The sequence below is a fragment of the Streptomyces sp. XH2 genome (assembly GCF_049725035.1).
Lineage (GTDB): Bacteria > Actinomycetota > Actinomycetes > Streptomycetales > Streptomycetaceae > Streptomyces > Streptomyces roseoverticillatus.
The window spans coordinates 22,778-43,593 of sequence record NZ_JBMMMZ010000015.1 but is presented as its reverse complement, the minus strand read 5'-3'; the positions used below and the strand labels follow the sequence as shown (position 1 = coordinate 43,593).

Here is a 20,816-nt window from a genome sequence, read left to right as displayed (position 1 = left end):
GGTGCCGCCTGTGCCGCCCCTGCCGCCTCTGTTGCTTCTGTCGTCCCCGTCTCCTGTCGGGCTACCCGTTGAGGAGCGGAGCCACCGCCTCCGCGAACGCTTCCATCTGATCGAGGAGTTCGGACGCGTCACGCGAGCGGAACCGCACCTGTATCTGGTCCGCGCCCATCGCCCGGTACGCCCGCAGCGACTCCGCGAGCGCCTCCGGTTCGCCGGTCAGCGTCCGGCCGCCGGTGTCCCAGGCAGGGCTCCCGACGTACAGCGCCTCGGAGATCGCCCCGACCGCGAAGGGCCCGTCCCTGCCCGCCTCCTCGCGCAGCTGCCGCAGCGCGGCGATGCGCTGCGGCAGTTCCTCGCGCCGGTCGCCCTGGGACAGCCAGCCGTCGCCCCGGAGCGCCGCCCGGCGCAGCGCGGCGGGCGAGGAGCCGCCGACCCACAAGGGCGGGCGCGGAGTACGGACGGGCCGGGGCGCCTGGCCGAGCCCGCGGAAGGCGAAGCGGCGGCCGCTGAACTCCGGGAACTCAGCCGGCCCGAGCGCCGCCTTGAGCGCGTCGACCGTCTCGTCCAGGATCACCCCGCGCCGCCCGTAGTCGACGCCGAGCGCCGCGAACTCCTCCCGCACGTGCCCCGCCCCGACCCCGAGCACGAGCCGCCCCTCCGCGAGCCGGTCGACGGTCGCGTACTGCTTGGCGAGCGCGAGCGGGTGCCGCAGCGCGGCCACCGCGACGTGGCTGAGCAGCAGGACGCGCCCGGTGACGGCGGCGAGGTGGGCGAGGGTGGCCACCGGGTCATACCAGACGGTGCCCATCGCGGCGGCCAGGCGTACGGGGACGGCGACGTGGTCGCAGGTGGCGACGTAGGCGAAGCCGAGCCGGTCGGCGGCGCGGGCGATCCGCCGCAGCTCGGCGGGGCCGGCCTCGACCTCCCAGGGCTCGGCGTAGAGGGTGCTGAGGGAGGTGACGGGAAGCTGCATGCCGTAGGAGAGGCGGCCGGGCGGCAGCACCTGCAGGCCGGTGGTCGGCGGGGACAGCGTCTGCGGGCCGGTGGCCGGCGGCGGTTCCTCACCTCGCGGCATGCGCCCACAGCCCTTCCTCCGTGAGCCCCAGCAGCTCGATCGCGTTGCCGCGGACGATGCGCTCGGCGACGTCCGGCGGCAGGTGCCCCATCTGCTGCTCCGCGACCTCCTTCGAGCGCGGCCAGGTGGAGTCGGAGTGCGGGTAGTCGGTCTCGTAGAGGACGTTGCCGGCGCCGATCGCGTCGAGGCTGCGCAGGCCGAAGGCGTCGTCGAAGAAGCAGCCGTGGACGTGCTCGGCGAACAGCTCGGAGGGCGGCCGCCGGACCTTGTCCGCGACGCCGCCCCAGGCGCGGTTCTGCTCCCAGGTGACGTCCGCGCGCTCCAGGACGTACGGGATCCAGCCGATCTGCCCCTCCGCGTACATGATCCGCAGCTCCGGGAAGCGCTCGAAGGCACCGGACATCAGCCAGTCGGCGAGCGAGAAGCAGCAGTTGGCGAAGGTGATGACGGAACCGACGGCGGGCGGCGCGTCGGCCGAGGTGGACGGCATGCGCGAGGAGGAGCCGATGTGCATGGCGATGACGGTGCGGGTCTCGGCGCAGGCGCGCAGGAAGGGGTCCCAGGCGTCGGTGTGGATGGAGGGGAGGCCGAGGTGCGGGGGGATCTCGGAGAAGCAGACGGCGCGCACGCCGCGCCCGGCGTTGCGGCGGACCTCGTCGGCCGCGAGCCCGGCGTCCCACAGGGGGACGATGCCGAGGGGGATGAGACGCCCGTGCGCCTGCGGGCCGCACCACTCCTCCACCATCCAGTCGTTGTAGGCGCGGACGCCGAGGAGGGCGAGTTCGCGGTCCGACGCCTCGGTGAAGGTCTGCCCGCAGAAGCGCGGGAAGGTGGGGAAGCACAGCGCGGACTGGACATGGTTGCGGTCCATATCGGCCAGTCGTTCCGGGACGCTGAAGGAGCCGGGCCGCATCTGCTCGTACGTGATGCCCTCCAGCCTGACCTCATCCCTGGAGTATCCGACGGCGGTATCCAGCCGCGTGAGCGGACGGTGCAAATCCTCATAGATCCACCAGTCCGCCTCCGGGCCGTCGTCGCCGGGGGCGCCCATGACGGGAGTGAACCTTCCGCCGACGAAGGTCAGCTCCTTCACCGGCGCGCGCACGATCCGCGGCCCGACGTCGCGGAACTTCGCCGGTAGCCGGTCCGACCAGACGCAAGGAGGCTCGACCGTGTGATCGTCCACCGAGATGATGCGGGGGATGCTCTCCATGGCTGACACGTTAGCGACGATCTGACGCTTCGTCAGCAAGTGGTCGTCACAGGCGTGGGGCGGTCTTCGGCAGGCCTTGTGGAGAGGCCGGACCCCTGCTGACGCAGAGCCCCCGGACAAGGCAGACTGGCCGTGCGACCGAGCGGGACAAGCAGGGGGTCACCATGGCCGGCGACACAGGGCACGGGCAGCAGCTCCGATTCACCGTGCTCGGGCCCGTCCGGGCCCGCCGCGGCAGGGAACTGCTGAACACCGGCTCGCCGCAGCAGCGGGCGCTCCTCGCCGCCCTGCTGCTGCGCGGCGGCCGGACCGCCACCGCGCCCGAGCTGGTGGACGCGCTGTGGGGCGACGAACCGCCGCACGCCGCCCTCGCCGCGCTGCGCACGTACGCCTCGCGGCTGCGCAAGGCCTTCGGCCGGGACGCCGACGTGCTGGTCAGCGAGTCCGGGGGCTACGCCGTCCGGATCGGCCTCGGCTGCCTGGACATCGACCGGGCCGAGCACCTCGTGGCCGAGGCGGAGAAGACGCGCGCCTCCGGCGACCGCCACCGCGCCCGCGACCTCATCAACGAAGCCCTCGGCGTGTGGGACGGCGAGCCGCTGGCCGGCCTCCCGGGCCCGTACGCGGAGACGCAGCGCACGCGCCTGGAGGAGTGGCGGCTCTCCCTCATCGAGACCCGGCTGGACCTGGACCTGGAGGTGGGCAGCCACGCCGAGGCGGTCTCGGAGCTGACGGCCCTGACCGCCGCCCACCCGCTGCGCGAGCGGCTGCGCGAGCTGCTGATGCTCGCCCTCTACCGCAGCGGCCGGCAGGCCGAGGCCCTCGCCGTCTACGCCGACACGCGCCGGCTCCTCGCCGACGAACTGGGCGTCGACCCGTGCCCCGAGCTCTCCGAGCTCCAGCAGCGCATCCTCAACGCCGACGCCGACCTCGCCCTGCCCTTCGTCCCGGACGGCCGGCCCTGCGCCGGGCCCGCGTTCATCCGGCCGGCGCAGCTGCCCGCTACGGTCTCCGACTTCACCGGGCGCGCCGCCTTCGTGGACGAGCTCGGCGACCAGCTCGCGACGTGCGACGGCCGGGTGATGGCCGTGTCGGCGGTCGCGGGCATCGGCGGCGTCGGCAAGACGACGCTGGCGGTGCACGTCGCGCACGCCGCGCGGCACCACTTCCCGGACGGGCAGCTGTACGTGGACCTGCAGGGCGCAGGCCCCCTGCCCGCCGAGCCGGAAGCAGTGCTCGGATCGTTCCTGCGGGCCCTCGGAATTCCGGATTCCGCTATTCCGGAGGGGGTGCAGGAACGGTCCGCGCTCTTCCGCTCCACCCTCGACGGCCGCCGCGTCCTCGCCCTGCTCGACAACGCCCGGGACGCCGCCCAGGTCCGCCCGCTGCTGCCCGGCACGGAGGGCTGCGCCGCCCTCGTCACGAGCCGGGCGCGCATGGTGGGCCTCGCCGGGGCCCACCTCGTCGACCTGGACGTGATGAGCCCGGACGAGGCGCTGGTGCTGTTCACCCGCATCGTCGGCACCGAGCGCGTGGAGACCGAGCGCGACGCGGCGATGGACGTCGTCGCGGCGTGCGGCTTCCTGCCGCTCGCCATCCGCATCGCCGCCTCCCGCCTCGCCGCCCGCCGGACGTGGACCGTGTCGGTGCTGGCCCGCAAGCTCGGCGACGAGCGGCGCCGCCTCGACGAACTGCGCGCCGGCGACCTCGCCGTCAAGGCCACCTTCGAGCTGGGCTACGGGCAGCTGGAGCCGGGCCAGGCCCGCGCCTTCCGGCTGCTGGGCCTGGCGGACGGCCCGGACATCTCGCTGGCCGCCGCCGCGGCCGTCCTGGACCTGGACCTGGACGCGACCGAGGAGCTCCTGGAGTCCCTCGTCGACACGTCCCTGCTGGAGTCCGCCGCACCCGGCCGGTACCGCTACCACGACCTCGTGCGCCTCTACGCGCGTGCATGCGCCGAGCGGGACGAACAGCCGCCCGCGGAGCGCGAGGCCGCCCTGTCCCGGCTCCTGGACTTCTACCTGGCGACCGCCGCCGGCGTGTACGTCCTGGAGCGGCCCGGCGACCAGCTCCTCGCCCACCTGACGCCGACCACCCACCCCGGGCTCGTCTTCACCGACCGGGGCGCGGCCGGCGACTGGCTCTTCGCCGAGGCCGGCTGCCTGCTGGCCTGCGTCCGCCAGCACGCGTCCGCCACCGGCGACACCCTCCGCCGCGCCGTCGACCTGCTGCTGGCCGCCAAGGACCTCGCCGAGTCCGGCGCCGACTTCCGGCTCTACGAGCAGGCCGCCACGGCGCTGCTGGCCGCCGCGCAGGAGGCCGGGGACGCCCGGGCCGAGGGCCGCGCCCGGACCGTCCTCACGCACGTGAACAGCCTCGCGGGCCGCTTCGCCCAGGCCGACGAGCACGCCCTGCACGCCGTCCTCCTCGGCCGCGCCACGGAGGACCCCATTCCGTGCGGGTACGCCTCCAACAACCGCGGCATCGTCGCCATCTACCAGCACCGCTACGACGACGCCGAGGCGTACATCAGGCAGGCCCTGGAGTGCTTCCGCGAGGACGGCAACCGGCCGTGCGAGGCGACCGCCCTCAGCAACCTGGCGCGGGTCCACCTCGACACCGGGCGCTCCGCCTCGGCCGTCGAGCTCGCCGAGCAGGCCATCCGCCTCTTCCGGGAGATCAACGTCAGCTGGCGGATCGCGAACGGCCTCTACACGTACGGGCTGGCGCTCACCCGCGCGCGGCGCTACGAGGACGCACTGCGGCATCTGAACGAGGCCATGCCCATCTTCGTCGACAACCGGCAGCGGCTGTGGGAGGGCATGACCCACTACCGGATGGCCGAGGTCCACCTCCTGGCCGGGCGGCCGACGGCCGCCGCCCACCACGCCGAGCAGGCGCTGAAGCTGCGCGGCATCGGCGGGGAGTGGCGGCGCGGCAACATCCTGACCGTGCTCGGGCGCTCGCTCGACGCGCTGGGGCAGCCGGGCCGGGCGCGCGCCTGCTGGACGGAGGCGCTGGCGATCTACGAGCAGCTGGGGTCGTCGGAGGCGGCGGAGGTGCGCGACCTGCTGTCGGTGGCGCAGGCGGCGTAGACCGGGCCGCCCGTGGGTGGAACTCTGCGCTCCGGGGTAGCGGACAAGGAGCGGGTGCCGGGATCCCGAGCGGAATCCAGCAATTCGCAGTGGTGTGCGACACAGGGAGCGTCCTTCCGGATGCCCCTCCGGATGTCCTCCGGAGCCGCCGGCACAGTCGTACAGGCCCCGGAAAACGCTGTCACGTGCCCGTTCATCGATCGTTTATCGCGACAGGGCAGTCTGAGTGCTGTCGATCCGTCGCGTCGGGGGGCAGACGGGTCGTAGGTGAGGCCTCACCTCAGGGGTGATCAGCCCCAGTCCCCGTCCGGCGGCCATCGGGGGAGTCGCCGGGCGGGTTCTGCATCCCAGCACCAACCCCTCACGCCAAACGACTCGCACCGACCCATCGGAGTTGATCGCTATGAGCGACGAGCGCAAGCTCACGCCAGGCGTGGCCACACCGCAGGACGACCATCCCACGGGGGGAACGTTCACCGCGGCGCAGCAGTTCGCCCCGCCGCCGGACGACCACGCCACCATCGGCGAGCCCGTCGTCCTCAAGGACAACAAGGTCCTGAAGAGGAAGAAACCCCTTCCGGGCGATGAACCGGTCGTCATGGACGACCACCCCACGGGGGACAAGCCCACAACCGGGCTGATCTGATCGGGCTTCCGGGACGGGGGATTTCTGGCCGGAAACATCGGCGGGCAGGAATTCCCCGGCCGGGGGTCTCGGGGGGAGAGCACGACACGGGCACGTTCCGGGGGAGGAAGATCCGCAGGGAACGCACCCGGGCACGACGTACGACGGGGGAAACGCACGGGGGACGTACGACGGGGGACGTACGGGGGAAACGCACGACGGGGGAACGCACGACGGGGGATTTCCAACGGGGGAACGTACGACGGGGGATTTCCAACGTAGGTCGTCCGACGCGGAAATGAGCGCAACGGGGGGCGTCGGACGGGGAGAAAGGCGCCACAGCACGGGGGAACCACGGGGGACGTACGGGGAAAAGCACGGGGGACCCGTACCCGCACAACAGCACAACAACTGAAGAGAGCAGTTCCAACGGGGGACTGTCAGGGGCCGGCGTCGGCAGCGCGGAGGGGAAGCCGTCGACGCCGACCCCTGCGGTCATGCGCCCAACGGCGCAGAACTGCAGGAAAAAGGACCGGAGTTCAGCCACGCACTTCGGTCCGAACGGCGGACGCAGCCGTCCTCACCCGCTACGTTCACCGGCACGTGCACCATCACCGCAATACCCCCCGAATCAGAGGAGTGGGAAATGAATGGTACGAGCATGCGCGCGAAGAAGGCCCTCGTCATAGCCGCGACGGCCCTCATGGCCGGTGCCGGAGCGCTGACCGCAGCGGGTCCGGCTGCCGCTGACGACCACTCGACCGAGGCGACGCCGGCCCGCCTGGTGCAGCTCGCGCACCCGATCGGTGGCGACGACCACAGCACCGGCGGCCGGGACGACCACGGCACGGGCGGCCGGGACGACCACGGCACCGGCGGCCGGGACGACCACGGCACCGGCGGCCGCGACGACCACGGCACCATCTGGGCCGGCGCCGCCGCAGCGGCACGCTAGGCCGGCAGCAGCGCCGGCCCGGCCCGGTCAGCTCGCGCCACCCAGGTCGGCCGAGTGCCAGTGCCGCGGCCGCATCCTGATCGCCACGGCCGCCTCCGGGTCGGCCATGATCCTCTCCACGTGCGCGTCCACTGCCGCTTTCGTCGGCAGGTAACGGACGGCGATCTCCCTCGCCAGCTCCTTCGTCGCCGTTTCGAGCGACACGAGCTCGCCCTCGACGGAGACGTAGCGGTACGTCGGAGACGTCTGGTCCACCAAGAGCGTGAATCGCCCGGCATCGGCAATGAGCTGCGCTTTGCGGGAGGCGCGGCCGGTGACGAGCACGACCTCACCGCCCGGACGGTAGAGATACCAGACAGGCACGTTCACCGGTCCGCGTCCCTCGCCCGCCTCGACGGCGATCGCCGCCACGTGCGGGCCGGCCAGGAATTTCTCACGCTCTTCGACGGACAGCGGCATCGCATCCACCTCGTTCACGCTCGCTCGGGGCTCCGAGGGCCATCTTCACTCCCCGCCCCGTACAGCACCGTGGGCCGCGCCGCTGTTCCCCCTCATCGGCGCCGTTGTTCCCCTCATCGGCGTCGCTTCCCCGGTAGCGCCGTTCCCCTCATCGGTCCGTCGTCCCGCCGGGCGGCCGCAGTGCGCCCTTGACCACCTTGCCGGAGGCGTTCCGCGGGAGCCCCGGGACGAACTCCACCTCGCGCGGCACCTTGTACGCGGCCATCTCGCGCCGTGCCCAGGCGATCAGCTCGTCCGCGGAGGGGACGGGACCGCCGTCCCTGCGGACCACGTAGGCCCTGCCGACCTCGCCCAGCCGCCGGTCCGGCACGCCCACGACGGCGGCCTCGGCTATCCCGGGATGCCGGGCGAGCAGCCGCTCCACCTCTGCGGGGTACACGTTGAAGCCTCCGACCACGAACATGTCCCTGACCCGGTCGGTGATCCGCAGATTGCCCTCGTCGTCCAGCACGCCGATGTCGCCGGTGTGCAGCCAACCGTCCGCGTCGACCGCCTCCGCCGTGGCCGGCGGATCTTCGAAGTAGCCGGACATGACCTGGTAGCCGCGCACCAGGATCTCCCCCGGACTGCCCGGCGGCAGCGCCTTCCCGTCGGCCCCGGCCACCTGGACCTCGGTGTCCGGCAGGGCCCGGCCCGCGGTGCCCGAGACGACCTCGGCGGGGTCGTGGCGCCGGCACATGGTGACGACACCGGTGGCCTCGCTCATCCCGTAGGCCGTCAGCACCGTGGGAATGCCGGCCTCCGTCCGCAGCCGCTCGACCAGCCGCGGATCCACGGCCGCCGCTCCCGTCACCACCAGCCGCAGTGACGACAGCGCGCACGCCGGCCGGGCCGGGTGGTCGAGCAGCGCCTGGAGGAGCGTGGGCGGGCCGGGCAGCACGGTGATGCGCTCCGCCGCGATGCCGGCCAGCACCGTGTCCACCGCGAAGACGGCCTGCGGCACCATCACCGCGCCGCGCATCAGGCAGGCGAGCACCCCCGCCTTGTAGCCGAAGGTGTGCGAGAACGGGTTGACGATCAGATAGCGGTCTCCTCTCCGCAGCCCCGCGAGGTCGCACCAGGCGCCGAAGGTACGCAGGGTCTGGGCGTGGGTGACGACCACGCCCTTGGGCTCGCCCGTGGTGCCGGAGGTGAAGATGATGTCCGAGGGGGCGTCCGGGCTGACGGCGTTCGCCCGCGCCCGTACGGCCCAGGCAGGCACCGCGTCCCCCGCGGCGATGAACTCCTTCCACGTCCGGAAGCCCGGCGCCGACGGCGCGTCCTCGGCCAGCACGACGACCTGCTCCAGGTCCGGCAGCCCGGACAGGGGGAGCTCCGTCTCCTTCCCGGCCTCCGCACGGCTCCGCCGGCGGTCGCGGCCGCGGTCGTAGGCCGTGGGTGCGCCGCCCGCGACCCGCCGCAGTGCGGCGACGTAGGACGTGCCCAGGAAGGTGCCGGTGACGAAGAGCAGCTTCGCCCGGGTGCGCCCGAGCACATGGGCGGCCTCGGCGCCCTTGAGCCGGGTGTTGACCGGGACGAGGACCGCGCCGGCCGTGACGGCCCCCAGGGCGGAGACGATCCAGTCGAGCGTATTCGGCGCCCAGACGGCCACGCGGTCGCCGGCCTCGACGCCCGCCGCGAGGCACCCCGCGGCGGCCCGCTCGATGCGGGCGGCGAGCTGCTCGTAGCCGATCCTGGTCCGGCCCTCGACCACGGCCTCGCGGTCGCCGTGGCGCGCTGCGGCCGTGCGGACCAGCCGGGGTATGGACATGAACTCCAGGTCTCCGCGCATCGCGTGCCCTCCCCGCCGCCCCGGCCGGCCCAATGCTGACTATTCGTCAGATTAGCGATAGCCTTCCGCGCTGTCAGCAGGGGAAGCAGCGGCAGCAAGAGCAGTAGGGGCAGTAGCGGCAGCAGGGGCAGCAGCACCAGGGCCGGGGCCGGCAAGAGCGGCAGCAGCGGCGGCGCCAAGAGCGATGACAGCAACGGCGGCGGGAACAGCGCCGGCCGTAGCAGCGGCGGCAACGGCGGCAACGGCGGCACCAGCGGTAGCAGCTGCCGCACCAGCGGCAGGAACCGTGCCGGGGACGGCAAGGGGATCGACCGGAGCGCGGAGGCGACGATGGCGACGAGAAGCACGACACCCGCACCTCCCCCGGCACGCAGGGGTTCACCGGCGCTCAAGGACGCCACCGCGATCGTGGGCATAGGTCAGACCCCCTTCGCCCGCCGGCTCGAAGCCTCGGAGAAGTCCCTGGCCTGTCGCGCGATCCTCGCCGCGCTCGACGACGCGGGCATCCCCCCTTCCCAGGTCGACGCCTTCGCCTCTTACACCATGGAGGAGACCGACGAGGTCGAGATCGCCAAGTCCATCGGCGCGGGCGACGTGACCTTCTTCGCCAGGACGGGCTTCGGCGGCGGCGCCTCCTGCGCGACCGTCGCCCACCTCGCCACGGCGATCGCCACCGGGCAGGCGTCCGTCGGCGTCGCCTGGCGCTCCCGCAAGCGCGGCTCCGGCCCCCGCCCCTGGCGCAACACCCGGACGCAGCTCCCCACCCCCGCGCAGTGGAGCCGCCCGTACGGCCTGATCCGCCCGGCCGACGAGATCGCCATGCTGGCCCGCCGCTACATGCACGAGTACGGGGCCACCCGCGACCACTTCTTCAACGTCGCCCGCGCCTGCCGCCTGCACGCCGCCCGGAACCCGGCCGCCGTCATGCACGGGCGCCCGCTCACCCGCGAGACCTACATGACCTCGCGCTGGATCAGCGAACCTCTCTGCCTCTACGACAACTGCCTGGAGACGGACGGCGCCCTGGCCTGCGTCCTCGTCTCCGCCGACCGGGCCCGCGACTGCCGCCGCTCCCCCGTCTACGTGCACTCCGCCGCACAGGGCCTGCCCGCCCAGCACCACGGCATGGTCAACTACTGGAACGACGACCCGCTCACCGGCCCCTCCTGGACCGCCTCCCGGCAGCTGTGGAAGACGGCCGACTTCGGCCCCGCCGACATCGACGTCGCCCAGATCTACGACGCCTTCACCCCCCTCATCCCGCTCTCCCTGGAGGGCTACGGCTTCTGCGGGCGCGGCGAGGGCGCGGCCTTCACCGAGGACGGGGCCCTCGAACTCGGCGGCCGGCTCCCGGTGAACACCGGCGGCGGCGGGCTCAGCGAGGCCTACGTGCACGGCTTCAACCTCATCACCGAAGGCGTCCGGCAACTGCGCGGCACCTCCACCGCGCAGGTGCCCGGCGCCTCGACCTGCCTGGTCACGGCGGGCGAGGGCGTCCCCACATCGGCTCTCCTGCTGAGGAGTTGAGCTCATGTCCTCCATGATGAGGGGCACCACTGACAACGGGCCGCTGCTGCCCGAGCCCGACGAGGACGGCGCGCCCTTCTGGGAATTCGCGGCCCGCGGCGAGCTCCGCGTCCAGGCCTGCGGCCTCTGCCGCGAGCTGCGGTTCCCGCCGCGCCCGTGCTGTCCGCGTTGCCAGTCCTTCGACAACGAGTGGCAGCGGATGAGCGGCCGCGGCCGCATCTGGTCGTACGTCCTGCCCCACCCGCCGCTCCTGCCCGCCTACGCCGCACGGGCCCCGTACAACGTCGTGGTCGTGGAACTGGCCGAGGCCCCGCGCATCCGCCTCGTCGGCAACCTCGTGGCGGCGCCGGGCGCGGACATCGACTCCGTGGACCCCGAGCAGCTCTACATCGGCGCTCCCGTGCGCGTCACTTTCGCCCGGCTCCCCGGCGGCTTCACGGTCCCGCGGTGGCTCCTGGGGGAGACGTCATGAGCGGCGGCGACGGGGACGCTCGCCGCATGGAGACGCCTGCGAGCGGCAGCAGCCCCGGGGCGCGACCGGGAGCGGCTGCGCGCGGCAGCGGCGGCGGCAGCAGCAACCGAGGCGTACGGATGGAGGTGCGCGCGGACGGCGTCGCCCTCGTCACCCTCGACCGGCCCGGCCGGCACAACGCCCTCGACCTGGCTGCTGCCGCCGAACTCGCCGGCATATGGCGCCGGTTCCGCTGTGACGACACCGTCCGGGCCGTCGTGCTGACCGGCGCCGGCGAGCGGGCCTTCTGCACCGGCATCGACCGTTCCGCCGTCGTCCCGCAGCCGGGCTCGCCCTACTCGCTGGACGACCCCTTGCGCACCGTCGGCCCCAAGTCGGCCGACCTGTGGAAGCCGGTCGTCGCTGCGGTCGGCGGAATGGCGTGCGGCGGGGCGTTCTACCTGCTCGGCGAGGCGGAGTTCATCGTGGCGGCCGAGAACGCCACCTTCTTCGACCCGCACACGACGTACGGCATGGTCAGCGCGTACGAGACGGTCCACATGGCGCAGCGCATGCCCTTCGGCGAGGCCGCGCGCCTGGCCCTGATGGGCACGGCCGAGCGGCTGTCCGCGCGGCGCGCGTACGAGATCGGCCTCGTCTCCGAGCTGACCGCGCCCGGGGAGGCCGTCGCCGCGGCGCTGCGCGCGGCCGCCGTCATCGCGGCGTGCCCGACGGAGGCGGTCCAGGGCACGGTGCGGGCCCTGTGGGCGGCGAAGGAGGCGACGCGGGAAAGAGCCCTTTCCCTCGCGCCGCACCTGATCTCCCTGGGGAACCTGCCCCCGGAGGAGCAGGCACGGCTGTTCGCCTCACGGGAGCGGGGGCACCGCCTGCGCTGAGACGCCCGCAGGAACACAGGGCTCACAGCGCCCCCTCAGGGGGCGCGGGGAACTGCGCGACCAGCCACACACGGCCCGCAGCCAACCCACCCGCAGCCCGCGGCACCGCAGCACCGCCGCACCGCAAACCACCGCCCCGCATCGGCGAACCGCCACGCCCCGCACCGTCAGCGACGGGACGACGTCATCCCGGTGCCCTTGGCCGCGTCCAGGGCGTACACGCAGCGGTCCTTGCTGCACGCGTACACGACGCCGCCCGCCGCCACCGGCGAGCCGGTGATCTCCCCGCCCGTGGCGAGCTTCCACCGCAGCTGGCCGCCCGCCGCGTCCACCGTGTACAGACAGTGGTCGGCGGAGCCGAAGTGGATGCGGCCGTCGGCGATGACCGGGGAACCGATCACGTCGCCGCCGGCGGCGAACCGCCACTTCGGCGTGCCGGTGACCGCGTCGAGCGTGTAGAGCGCGCCGCCGCTGCCCAGGTGGACGGAGCCCGCCGTCACCAGCACCGGCTCCGTGGACTGCCGGGCCTCGGTGGCGATGCGCCAGCGGTCGCGGCCGGTGGCGGCGTCCAGGGCGTAGACGGTGCCGAGGTAGTCGGCGATGTAGACACCGCCTCCGGTGACGGCGGGGCCGGGGGCGAAGGCCGGCGGGCTGAGGAACACGGCGGGCGCCTCGAAGCGCCAGCGCACGTCACCGCGCGCCACGTCGATGGCCAGCACGCGCGTGCCCGCGGCGACGTACACGACGCCGTCGGGGCCGGCCAGGAGCCGTACGGGCACGCCGCCGCAGGAGGCGGTGTCGCCCACCGGGTACGACCAGCGCTCGGCGCCGGTACGGGCTTCCAGGGCCCGCAGCCGGGCGTCGGCCCAGACGTAGACCACGCCGTCGTGGACGAGCGGCCCGCAGTCCGGCGTCTCGAAGTCGGTCTGGGCGCCGCCCAGCTCCCACAGCAGCTCGCCGTTGGCGGCCTCCCAGGCCTGGACGCCGCCGCCGCGGGTGCCCGTGACGACCGTGCCGCGGTCGGCCCGCAGGGAGTAGACCCAGCCGTCGGTGGCGAGGCGCCAGCGCTCGGCGCCGTCGGCCGCGTCCAGGGAGTAGAGCGTGGGGCCGTCGGAGGCGTGGATGCGCCCGTCGGTGACGGCCATCGCCCAGGCCACGTCACGGGTCTTGAACTGGCGCCGCCCGGTGGCCACGTCGAGGGCGTGCACCTCGAAGGACGTGACGTACAGCAGCTCGCCGGCGACCGTGGGCGTGCCCCAGACGTCGTTGGACATGCGGAACCGCCAAGGCCGCCAACGGCCTTGGTCACCGGGCGCGTTGGTGGCGGCGTCGGACGCGGGGCCCGTCGCCTGGGCGGGGACGGCGGGGGCGGGGACGGGCGCACCGCCGGGCACGCCGGCGGGCGGACGCACCCAGCCGGTCGCCGGACCGGTGCCCCCCGAGGACTGGGAGTCGCGGCCGTCGGCGACCCGGGGGCCCGGGCCGATGGGGACCTGCGAGCCCGCCAGCCGGACGGAGCCGTCGTGCGCGGGCGGCGCCGGATAGCGGGCCGGAGGGGCGAGCGGAGCCGTGCCGGCGCCGGCACGGGAGTCGAGGGGGGCGCTGAGGCCGCCGCGCGGGTCGTGGCCGACGGGCATCGGGGAGCGGCCCGTGCCGCGCCCGTCGCCCCAGGCGGGGCCGCTGTGGGCACCCGGGCCCGACGGGTCGTAGGGGGGCGCGGGGGTGGGCGGCTGCGCGGGGCGCGGAGGGGCGGCGGCCCGGCCGCGGCCTCCCGCGCGGCCCGCGGCGGCCGCGGCGGGCCGCTGGCCGGCGCGGCGCTGCTCGATGAGCGAGACGGCGTTGTCCGGCAGCCAGGCGGAGGCCGTGCCGCTGTCGTCGCCCCCGCCGGAAGCGAAGAGGTGCGGGGCCAGCTCGGCCTGCAGGTCGGCGGGGCTGGGCCGGTGCTCGGCGGCCATCTGCATGCACGAGTCGATCAGGGGCCGCAGCTCGTCGGGCAGGCCGCTCAGGTCGGGGCCCTCGCGCAGGAGCATGAAGACCGTCTCCACGGGGTTCGCGCCGTGGAAGGGGGCGTGGCCGGTGGCCGCGAAGACGAGGGTGGAGCCGAGGGAGAAGATGTCGCTGGAGCCGGTGACGCTGCGGGAGTCCCGCGCCTGCTCGGGCGACATGTAGGCGGGCGTGCCGACGGCGACGTTGGTCATCGTCAGCCGGGTGTTGGAGACGCCGGAGGCGATGCCGAAGTCGATGACGCGCGGGCCGTCCTCGACGACCAGCACGTTGGACGGCTTCAGGTCGCGGTGGACGAGGCCGGCGCCGTGGATGGACTGCAGGGCCTCGGCGATGCCGGCCGCGAGCCAGCGCACGGCCTGGGCGGGCAGGGGCCCGCACTCGTTGACGATCTCCTCCAGGGAGGGCGCGGGCACGTACGCGGTGGCGAGCCACGGCACGGCGGCGCGCGGGTCGGCGTCGACGACGGCCGCGGTGTAGAAGCCGCTGACGGCGCGGGCCGCCTCCACCTCGCGGGTGAAGCGGACCCGGAAGAGCTGGTCCTCGGCGAGCTCCGTGCGCACCGTCTTGATCGCCACCCGCCGGCCGGACGCCGAGCGGGCGAGATAGACCAGCCCCATGCCACCGGCACCGAGTCGGCCGAGCACCTCGAACGGGCCGATCCGTCTCGGGTCGTGCTGCGTAAGCTGCTCCACCACTGACCTGCCACCTCCCCGTCGGGGCTTGAAGGGTTTCAGCCCCGTGCAGCGTCTCACCGCGAATTATCCCGGGGTACGCATGCTGATTCTTCCTGGCGAACGACGCGGTGGCGAAACCGGGTCGCGCTTCACCTTCTCTCCACCACATGCGGAACGACTCGTCCCGCGCCTCCTACCCCCGCTTCCCGTGCGCGACCCGCCGCTGTCCCCGGGAGCTTCCGCCGTGCCCCGCGGGGTGTGTCGCGACTGCCACGGTAGCGGGCGGAGGGGGTCTTCCGGCGGACCTGTGGACAACCGTGCGAAGGGTCTCCGGTGGGCGTTGTCCACAGCCTGTTGATAAGAGGATTCACCGGTACGGGCCAATCCCCGGCGATCTTCCAGGAGTCCCCGGCATACCCCCTGAGCTGGCCTTACACCCCACTTCAGACCCCTGCCCCCATTTGCATGCGGCCGAATCGCGCTCCGATCACCCCTCGGTAAGCTGACGGCATGACAGGACAAGTACGCACCGTCGACGGCCGCGTGGCCGGTCGGCGCGGCCAGGCGACGCGGCAGAAGCTGCTCGACTGCCTCAGCGAAATGCTCAGCTCCTCTCCCTACCGCGACGTCAAGGTCATCGACGTCGCCCGCAAGGCCGGCACCTCGCCCGCGACCTTCTACCAGTACTTCCCGGACGTCGAGGGCGCCGTCCTCGAGATCGCCGAGGAGATGGCGAAGGAGGGCGCGGGCCTGACCGGGCTCGTCGCCGGGCGGTCCTGGGTCGGCAAGTCCGGCTGGCAGGCCGCCGAGGAGCTGGTGGACGGCTTCCTCGGGTTCTGGCGCAAGCACGACGCCATCCTCCGGGTGGTCGACCTCGGGGCGGCCGAGGGCGACAAGCGGTTCTACAAGATCCGCATGAAGATCCTCAACGCCGTCACCAGCTCCCTCACGGACTCCGTCAAGGAGCTCCAGTCCAAGGGCAAGCTGGACAAGGACGTGAACCCCGCGGCGATCGCCGGGTCGCTCGTGGCCATGCTCGCCGCGGTGGCCTCGCACCAGAAGGGCTTCCAGAGCTGGGGCGTCAAGCAGGCCGAGCTCAAGCCGAACCTCGCCCTCCTCGTCCACCTGGGCATCACGGGCAAGAAGCCGACGAAGTAGCGCCCGGCGGCTTCCAGCGCGCTCCGGCACCTCGTACGTCCGCGCGTCCGTACCCCAGCGCGCCCATACCCCTGCACGTCCTGTCATCGCAGCGGCGGGCCCCCACCGGCCGGGTCCGGAGGGGGCCCGCCGTCGTGATTTCCGCCGGCTACCGACCCGCTGCAGGCCGCTCCCGTCGCTGCGGGCCCGTCACCGCCGCTCCAGCCGGAACAGCCGGATCTCCCGTTCCACGCGTGCCTGGTAGCGCGCGTAAGGCGGCCAGAACGCCACCGCCTCCGCCCACGCGGCCTCACGCTCGGCGCCGCGCAGCAGCCGCGCCCGCACCGGCACGTCACGCCCCCTCCAGCTGATCTCCGCCTCGGGGTGCGCCAGCAGGTTCGCCGACCACGCGGGATGACCCGGGCGCCCGAAGTTGCTCCCCACGAGCACCCATGCGACCGGCGGCGCGGCCCTCGGGCCCTCCGGCACGCAGGCGAGCGGGGTGCGTCGCGGCAGCCCGGTGCGGGCACCCGTCGACGTGAGCACCAGACCGGGCAGCAGGCGGGCGCTGAGCAGCGTCCTGCCGCCCGTCAGCCGGTGCACCGCACGGTCCAGGGCCGGGACGCAGTGCGGCGCGACCCTCGCGAACGTGCGGGTCGACGAGACCCGCTGCACCATGCGCTCCACGCGCTCCGCCGCGGCGCCCTTCACGGGGCCACCGCTTCCCGGTCCGGCCGCCCGGCAAACAGCCCGGCGAGCTCCGCGGCCCGGGCCCGCAGCCGGTCCGGGGGCCCGAAGAGCAGGCCGTCCGAAGCAGCCCGTTTGAAGTACAGCTGGACGTCGTGCTCCCACGTCACCCCGATACCTCCATGAAGCTGGACGGCCTCCGCGGCCACCGAATGCAGCGTCTCCAGGGCCTGCGCGAGGGCGACCCCTGCGTCGCCCGCGTCTGATGTGTCCCCGCCGGAGCCGCCCGAATCGTCGTCCGGTGCGGCATCCGGTGCGGCGGGTGCCGCCTCCCCCGCCACCCACGCCGCGTAGTAGGCGGCCGAACGCGCGGCCTGCACGGACACGTACAGGTCGGCCAGGCGGTGCTTGACGGCCTGGAAGGAGCCGATCGGCCGCCCGAACTGCTCACGCGTCCGCACGTGTTCGATGGTGCGCTCCAGCGCCCGGTCCGCGGCGCCGACGGCCTCCGCGGCCAGCATCGCCGCGACGCTCGTGCCCAGCCGGGCCAGCGCCTCCGGCACCCCGCCGTCCGCGTCCCCGAGGAGGTCGGCCTCCGCGTCCCGCAGCTCGACACGGGCCTGCGGGCGCGTCTCGTCCAGGGCGGTCAGGCGCGTACGGCACACCCCGCGGGCCGCGCCGGGCCGGAGGACGAACAGCAGCGTGCGGCCGCGGACGTACCCGCCCGCCCGTGCGGCCACCAGCAGCAGCCCCGCGCTGTGCCCGTCGAGGACCTGCGGCGCCTCCCCGTACAGCCGCCAGCCCTGCCCCTCCCCCGCCTGCCGCGCCTGTACGCCGCCGGACCTGCCGCCCCCGGCCCACGCGCCGTCCGCCGGCCCGGTGAGGCCGAGCGCTGTGGGGAGCAAGGCGCAGGGCAGCGCGAGGGCCCCTGTCAGCTCGCCGGAGGCGATACGGGGCAGGAGCTCCGTCCGCTGGGCCCGCGTGCCCAGCGCGGCGATCAGAGGGGCCACCAGACCCGCCGTGGCGAGCAGCGGGGACGGCAGCAGCAACCGGCCCGTCTCCTCGCAGGCCAGTGCGAGCTCCGTGGGGCCGCAGCCCACGCCTCCGTAGCGCCGCTCGACGGCCAGCCCGGGCAGCCCCAGCTGTTCGGCCATCTGCCTCCACAGCGACGCGTCGTGGCCGGCCCGGGTGCGGACGGCAGCCCGCAGCTCCTCCGGCCCGCAGCGCTTGAGGAGCAGCTCGCGCAAGGTGCGGCGGATCTCGCCCTGCTCCTCGGTGAATGCGGCGTCCATGGGCAACACCCTCCCGGGATCTGACGGGTCGTCATCTTAGGTGCGGCAACCCCGCATTCCCAGCCCTTATCTGATGTAGCGTCAGTTCATGGCTGCTGTCCGCACCACTGCCCGTGCCGCCGCCCGCCGCACACGCAGGGTCGCCGTCGTCGGCGTCGCGCTCTCGGACTGCGGGCGGGTCGACTCCGCCACGCCCTACGACCTGCACGCGCAGGCGGCCCGGCGCGCCCTCGCCGACTCCGGGCTCGCCAAGGCCTCCGTCGACGGCCTCGCCTCCGCCGGGCTGGGCACCCTGGCCCCCATGGAGATCGCCGACCATCTGGGACTGCGTCCCGCATGGGCCGACTCGACCTCGGTCGGCGGCGCAACCTGGGAGGTCATGGCCGCCCACGCCGCCGATGCCATCGCCGCAGGCCACGCGAACGTCGTCCTCCTGGTCTACGGCTCCACCGCCCGCGCCGACCTCAAGGCGGGCCGCCGCACTGCCGGACTCTCCCTGGGCACGCGCGGCCCGCTGCAGTTCGAGGCGCCGTACGGGCACACGCTCATCGCCAAGTACGCCATGGCCGCACGCCGCCACATGCACGAGTACGGCACCACCCTCCAGCAGTTCGCCGACATCGCCGTTCAAACCCGAGCCAACGCCTTTCACAATCCGCACGCCATGTACCGCGCCCCGATCACCGTCGACGACGTCCTGGGCGGCCCGGTGATCGCCGACCCGTTCACCAAGCTCCAGTGCTGCATCCGGTCCGACGGCGGGTGCGCCGTCCTGCTCGCGGGCGAGGACTACGCCGCGGACGCCGCCCGCCCGCCGGTGTGGGTGCTGGGCGCCGGTACGGCCGTGTCCCACACGGCGATGTCGGAGTGGGAGGACTTCACCGTCTCCCCCGCCGCGCGCTCAGGACGCCTGGCCTTCGAGCGCGCGGGCATCACACCCGCCGAGGTGGACGTGGCCGAGCTGTACGACGCGTTCACCTATATGACGCTGGTGACCCTGGAGGACCTCGGCTTCTGCGCCAAGGGCGAAGGCGGCGCCTTCGTGGAGCACGGCAGGCTCACCGTCGGCGGCGGGCTGCCGGTCAACACCGACGGCGGCGGCCTCTCCGCCTGCCACCCCGGGATGCGGGGCCTGTTCCTCCTGGTCGAGGCCGTACGGCAGCTGCGCGGCGATGCCGAGGCGGGCCGCCAGGTCCGCAGGCGGGACGGGGAGCTCCCGGAGATCGCCGTCGCCTCGGGCACGGGCGGCTGGTTCTGCTCCGCGGGGACGCTGGTCCTGGCGCGCGACTGAGCGCGCCCGGCGCGCGGGCCGCCCACCCCACCCGGTTGGATGGCCCCATGAGCGACGCAGACGCATCGGACGACACCCGTCAGGACAACACCCGTCAGCAGGCCTTCCGCACCCTCCTGCGCTCCCTCCCCGTGTGGGACACGGAACTGCCGCGCTTCGACCCCGCCACCGCCCCCGCCGACCCGCTGCCCCTCTTCCAGCGGTGGCTGTCCGAGGCGGCCGCCGCCGGCTCCCCGGAGCCCCACACGATGACGCTCGCCACCGCGGACGCGGCCGGCCGCCCCTCCGTGCGGACCCTGATGCTCCACGACGCCGACGAACGCGGCTGGCACTTCGCCACCCACCGCACGAGCCGCAAGGGCCGTGAGCTGGCCGTACGGCCGGAGGCAGCGCTGGGCTTCTACTGGCCGGCGGTCGGCCGCCAGGTACGCGTCCAGGGCACGGTGACGGCCGCGGGCGCCGAGGAGAGCCGGGCGGACCTGGCCAAGCGGTCCACGGGCGCGCTGGCGGCAGCGCTCGTGGGCAGGCAGAGCGAGGTGCTCTCCTCGTACGAGGAGCTGGAGCGCGCCTCGGACGCGGCCTGGGAGCGGGCCCTCCACGAGCCGGACGCACCGGTCGCAAGCTGGACGCTCTACGTCCTGGAGGCGCAGGAGGTCGAGTTCTTCCAGGGCGACGACCGGCGCCGCCACGTGCGCCTGAACTACCGCCGCGACCCGTCCGCGGAGAGCGGCTGGAGCACGGAGCTGCTCTGGCCCTGAGCAGGGGCAGGGGCGGGCGTGAAGACCGGCACGGAAAGGGGTGACCACCCTGCCGGCAGCGCCCCTTCCAGCTTCCGGAAGGTGACGGTGAGCGGCATGCCGATGCGCAGTTCGCCCTCCTCGCAGCCGACTATTTCGGTCATCATCCGCGGGCCCTCGGCGAGGTCCACCACAGCCGCCGTGTAAGGCAGGCGTCCGCCGAAAGGCGGCAGGTCGTTCACATGGACCACTGACCAGGTGTAGAGCACGGCCCGGCCGCTCGCCTCCTCCCAGACGACGTCCTCGCTCCAGCAGCGCGGGCAGAACTCCCGGGGATAGTGGTGCGCCTGCCCGCAGCCGGCCGCGCGGCACCGGCGCACGAGCAGCCGGCCCCGGCCCGCCGCCTCCCAGTAGGGACGGGTGAAGGCGTCGGCTTCCGGAACGTCGAATCGCGGCACGGTCGGCGCAGACGGCCGATTCGCATGCAATGCCTCAACCCCCTTGCATTTCCGGGCCTCTTTCCGGGAATCAGCCCTGCCCCGGCCCTCCGTTTGTTTGCCCGCAGCGCCATTCCTGACAGAACGTCAGATCTGTAGCCTGACTATACGTCAGCTTGTCGGCCATTTAGCAGGAGTGGACGAGACACGATGCTTGGATCGACTCACGGCACCCTCACCACCACCTCCCGACCGGCCCGCGTGGTGGCCTGCGGCGAGCGTCCGGGCCCCGCCGTCCACGGCCAGGCCGACGGCGCCGAGGACGTCGACGTCAGCGGCAGGCCGCTGCGCTCGGACATCCCCGACCTCGACCGGCTCTTCCGCCCCGAGACCGTCGCGGTCGTCGGCGCCTCGGACGCCGACGACC

At 73.8% G+C, this 20,816-nt stretch carries 18 protein-coding genes; 10 read left to right on the top strand and 8 right to left on the bottom strand.

Annotated features, from left to right (window positions below; translation table 11 throughout):
• Positions 1-61: 61 nt before the first annotated feature.
• Positions 62-973, bottom strand: a complete 912-nt coding sequence (locus ACOTKD_RS29020; protein ID WP_424892153.1) for a TIGR03619 family F420-dependent LLM class oxidoreductase — start codon at positions 971-973, stop codon at positions 62-64.
• A gap of 88 nt (positions 974-1,061) precedes the next feature.
• Positions 1,062-2,288, bottom strand: coding sequence for an amidohydrolase family protein (locus ACOTKD_RS29015; RefSeq protein WP_424891948.1), 1,227 nt, complete (start codon positions 2,286-2,288; stop codon positions 1,062-1,064).
• 164 nt (positions 2,289-2,452) lie between these two features.
• Here ACOTKD_RS29015 and ACOTKD_RS29010 point away from each other — a divergent pair, with 164 nt between their 5' ends.
• The 3 genes from ACOTKD_RS29010 (at position 2,453) to ACOTKD_RS29000 (ending at position 6,963) form a co-directional block, all read left to right on the top strand.
• On the top strand, positions 2,453-5,383 hold the full coding sequence (locus ACOTKD_RS29010) for an AfsR/SARP family transcriptional regulator (RefSeq protein WP_424891947.1): 2,931 nt from the start codon (positions 2,453-2,455) through the stop codon (positions 5,381-5,383).
• A gap of 403 nt (positions 5,384-5,786) precedes the next feature.
• Positions 5,787-6,029, top strand: a complete 243-nt coding sequence (locus ACOTKD_RS29005; RefSeq protein ID WP_424891946.1) for a hypothetical protein — start codon at positions 5,787-5,789, stop codon at positions 6,027-6,029.
• Between the two features lie 625 nt (positions 6,030-6,654).
• Positions 6,655-6,963 (top strand): hypothetical protein, encoded by a 309-nt coding sequence (locus ACOTKD_RS29000; protein WP_424891945.1) that lies wholly within the window; start codon positions 6,655-6,657, stop codon positions 6,961-6,963.
• 27 nt (positions 6,964-6,990) lie between these two features.
• On the opposite strand, the gene ACOTKD_RS28995 is transcribed toward ACOTKD_RS29000, so the two are convergent.
• Together ACOTKD_RS28995 and ACOTKD_RS28990 are read right to left on the bottom strand one after the other, a co-directional pair.
• Positions 6,991-7,422 carry a pyridoxamine 5'-phosphate oxidase family protein gene (locus tag ACOTKD_RS28995; protein ID WP_424892152.1) on the bottom strand — a complete coding sequence of 144 codons (432 nt, stop codon included), beginning with the start codon at positions 7,420-7,422 and terminating at the stop codon, positions 6,991-6,993.
• Between the two features lie 148 nt (positions 7,423-7,570).
• Positions 7,571-9,253, bottom strand: coding sequence for an AMP-binding protein (locus tag ACOTKD_RS28990; RefSeq protein WP_424891944.1), 1,683 nt, complete (start codon positions 9,251-9,253; stop codon positions 7,571-7,573).
• A 330-nt stretch (positions 9,254-9,583) separates the two neighbouring features.
• Here ACOTKD_RS28990 and ACOTKD_RS28985 point away from each other — a divergent pair, with 330 nt between their 5' ends.
• The 3 genes from ACOTKD_RS28985 (at position 9,584) to ACOTKD_RS28975 (ending at position 12,127) form a co-directional block, all read left to right on the top strand.
• A complete protein-coding gene (locus tag ACOTKD_RS28985; protein ID WP_424891943.1) occupies positions 9,584-10,780 on the top strand; it encodes a lipid-transfer protein in 1,197 nt (398 codons plus the stop codon).
• Between the two features lie 4 nt (positions 10,781-10,784).
• Positions 10,785-11,252 carry a Zn-ribbon domain-containing OB-fold protein gene (locus ACOTKD_RS28980; protein WP_424891942.1) on the top strand — a complete coding sequence of 156 codons (468 nt, stop codon included), beginning with the start codon at positions 10,785-10,787 and terminating at the stop codon, positions 11,250-11,252.
• Between the two features lie 119 nt (positions 11,253-11,371).
• Positions 11,372-12,127 (top strand): enoyl-CoA hydratase/isomerase family protein, encoded by a 756-nt coding sequence (locus ACOTKD_RS28975; protein WP_424892151.1) that lies wholly within the window; start codon positions 11,372-11,374, stop codon positions 12,125-12,127.
• Between the two features lie 167 nt (positions 12,128-12,294).
• On the opposite strand, the gene ACOTKD_RS28970 is transcribed toward ACOTKD_RS28975, so the two are convergent.
• The gene (locus tag ACOTKD_RS28970; RefSeq protein WP_424891941.1) at positions 12,295-14,829 is read right to left on the bottom strand and encodes a serine/threonine-protein kinase; all 2,535 of its coding nucleotides are present in this window, start codon (positions 14,827-14,829) and stop codon (positions 12,295-12,297) included.
• Positions 14,830-15,318: 489 nt separating this feature from the next.
• On the opposite strand from ACOTKD_RS28970, the gene ACOTKD_RS28965 reads away from it, so the two are divergent.
• The gene (locus tag ACOTKD_RS28965; protein WP_030368314.1) at positions 15,319-15,966 is read left to right on the top strand and encodes a TetR family transcriptional regulator; all 648 of its coding nucleotides are present in this window, start codon (positions 15,319-15,321) and stop codon (positions 15,964-15,966) included.
• Positions 15,967-16,155: 189 nt separating this feature from the next.
• Here the strand turns inward: ACOTKD_RS28965 and ACOTKD_RS28960 are convergent, their stop codons facing one another.
• The gene (locus tag ACOTKD_RS28960) at positions 16,156-16,623 is read right to left on the bottom strand and encodes a nitroreductase family deazaflavin-dependent oxidoreductase (protein ID WP_424892150.1); all 468 of its coding nucleotides are present in this window, start codon (positions 16,621-16,623) and stop codon (positions 16,156-16,158) included.
• Between the two features lie 29 nt (positions 16,624-16,652).
• Complete coding sequence (locus ACOTKD_RS28955) at positions 16,653-17,924, bottom strand: acyl-CoA dehydrogenase family protein (protein ID WP_424891940.1); 1,272 nt, start codon at positions 17,922-17,924, stop codon at positions 16,653-16,655.
• An 88-nt stretch (positions 17,925-18,012) separates the two neighbouring features.
• On the opposite strand from ACOTKD_RS28955, the gene ACOTKD_RS28950 reads away from it, so the two are divergent.
• On the top strand, positions 18,013-19,215 hold the full coding sequence (locus ACOTKD_RS28950; RefSeq protein ID WP_424891939.1) for a thiolase C-terminal domain-containing protein: 1,203 nt from the start codon (positions 18,013-18,015) through the stop codon (positions 19,213-19,215).
• 47 nt (positions 19,216-19,262) lie between these two features.
• Positions 19,263-19,973, top strand: coding sequence for a pyridoxine/pyridoxamine 5'-phosphate oxidase (locus ACOTKD_RS28945; protein ID WP_424891938.1), 711 nt, complete (start codon positions 19,263-19,265; stop codon positions 19,971-19,973).
• Here the strand turns inward: ACOTKD_RS28945 and ACOTKD_RS28940 are convergent.
• Positions 19,916-20,440, bottom strand: coding sequence for a Zn-ribbon domain-containing OB-fold protein (locus ACOTKD_RS28940; protein ID WP_424891937.1), 525 nt, complete (start codon positions 20,438-20,440; stop codon positions 19,916-19,918). The genes ACOTKD_RS28945 and ACOTKD_RS28940 overlap by 58 nt on opposite strands.
• Before the next feature lie 159 nt (positions 20,441-20,599).
• On the opposite strand from ACOTKD_RS28940, the gene ACOTKD_RS28935 reads away from it, so the two are divergent.
• The coding region (locus ACOTKD_RS28935; RefSeq protein ID WP_424891936.1) for a hypothetical protein at positions 20,600-20,816 on the top strand (217 nt) is incomplete at its 3' end.

What these genes read in the sequence shown, in the direction of transcription:
- ACOTKD_RS28965 (WP_030368314.1), top strand. Translation starts at nt 15,319, where the DNA reads ATGACAGGACAAGTACGCACCGTCGACGGCCGCGTGGCCGGTCGGCGC.
- ACOTKD_RS29010 (WP_424891947.1), top strand. Translation starts at nt 2,453, where the DNA reads ATGGCCGGCGACACAGGGCACGGGCAGCAGCTCCGATTCACCGTGCTC.
- ACOTKD_RS29005 (WP_424891946.1), top strand. Translation starts at nt 5,787, where the DNA reads ATGAGCGACGAGCGCAAGCTCACGCCAGGCGTGGCCACACCGCAGGAC.
- ACOTKD_RS28985 (WP_424891943.1), top strand. Translation starts at nt 9,584, where the DNA reads ATGGCGACGAGAAGCACGACACCCGCACCTCCCCCGGCACGCAGGGGT.
- ACOTKD_RS28980 (WP_424891942.1), top strand. Translation starts at nt 10,785, where the DNA reads ATGTCCTCCATGATGAGGGGCACCACTGACAACGGGCCGCTGCTGCCC.
- ACOTKD_RS29020 (WP_424892153.1), bottom strand. Translation starts at nt 973, where the DNA reads ATGCAGCTTCCCGTCACCTCCCTCAGCACCCTCTACGCCGAGCCCTGG.
- ACOTKD_RS28945 (WP_424891938.1), top strand. Translation starts at nt 19,263, where the DNA reads ATGAGCGACGCAGACGCATCGGACGACACCCGTCAGGACAACACCCGT.
- ACOTKD_RS28960 (WP_424892150.1), bottom strand. Translation starts at nt 16,623, where the DNA reads ATGGTGCAGCGGGTCTCGTCGACCCGCACGTTCGCGAGGGTCGCGCCG.
- ACOTKD_RS29015 (WP_424891948.1), bottom strand. Translation starts at nt 2,288, where the DNA reads ATGGAGAGCATCCCCCGCATCATCTCGGTGGACGATCACACGGTCGAG.
- ACOTKD_RS28955 (WP_424891940.1), bottom strand. Translation starts at nt 17,924, where the DNA reads ATGGACGCCGCATTCACCGAGGAGCAGGGCGAGATCCGCCGCACCTTG.
- ACOTKD_RS28995 (WP_424892152.1), bottom strand. Translation starts at nt 7,422, where the DNA reads ATGCCGCTGTCCGTCGAAGAGCGTGAGAAATTCCTGGCCGGCCCGCAC.
- ACOTKD_RS28975 (WP_424892151.1), top strand. Translation starts at nt 11,372, where the DNA reads ATGGAGGTGCGCGCGGACGGCGTCGCCCTCGTCACCCTCGACCGGCCC.
- ACOTKD_RS28950 (WP_424891939.1), top strand. Translation starts at nt 18,013, where the DNA reads ATGGCTGCTGTCCGCACCACTGCCCGTGCCGCCGCCCGCCGCACACGC.
- ACOTKD_RS29000 (WP_424891945.1), top strand. Translation starts at nt 6,655, where the DNA reads ATGAATGGTACGAGCATGCGCGCGAAGAAGGCCCTCGTCATAGCCGCG.
- ACOTKD_RS28990 (WP_424891944.1), bottom strand. Translation starts at nt 9,253, where the DNA reads ATGCGCGGAGACCTGGAGTTCATGTCCATACCCCGGCTGGTCCGCACG.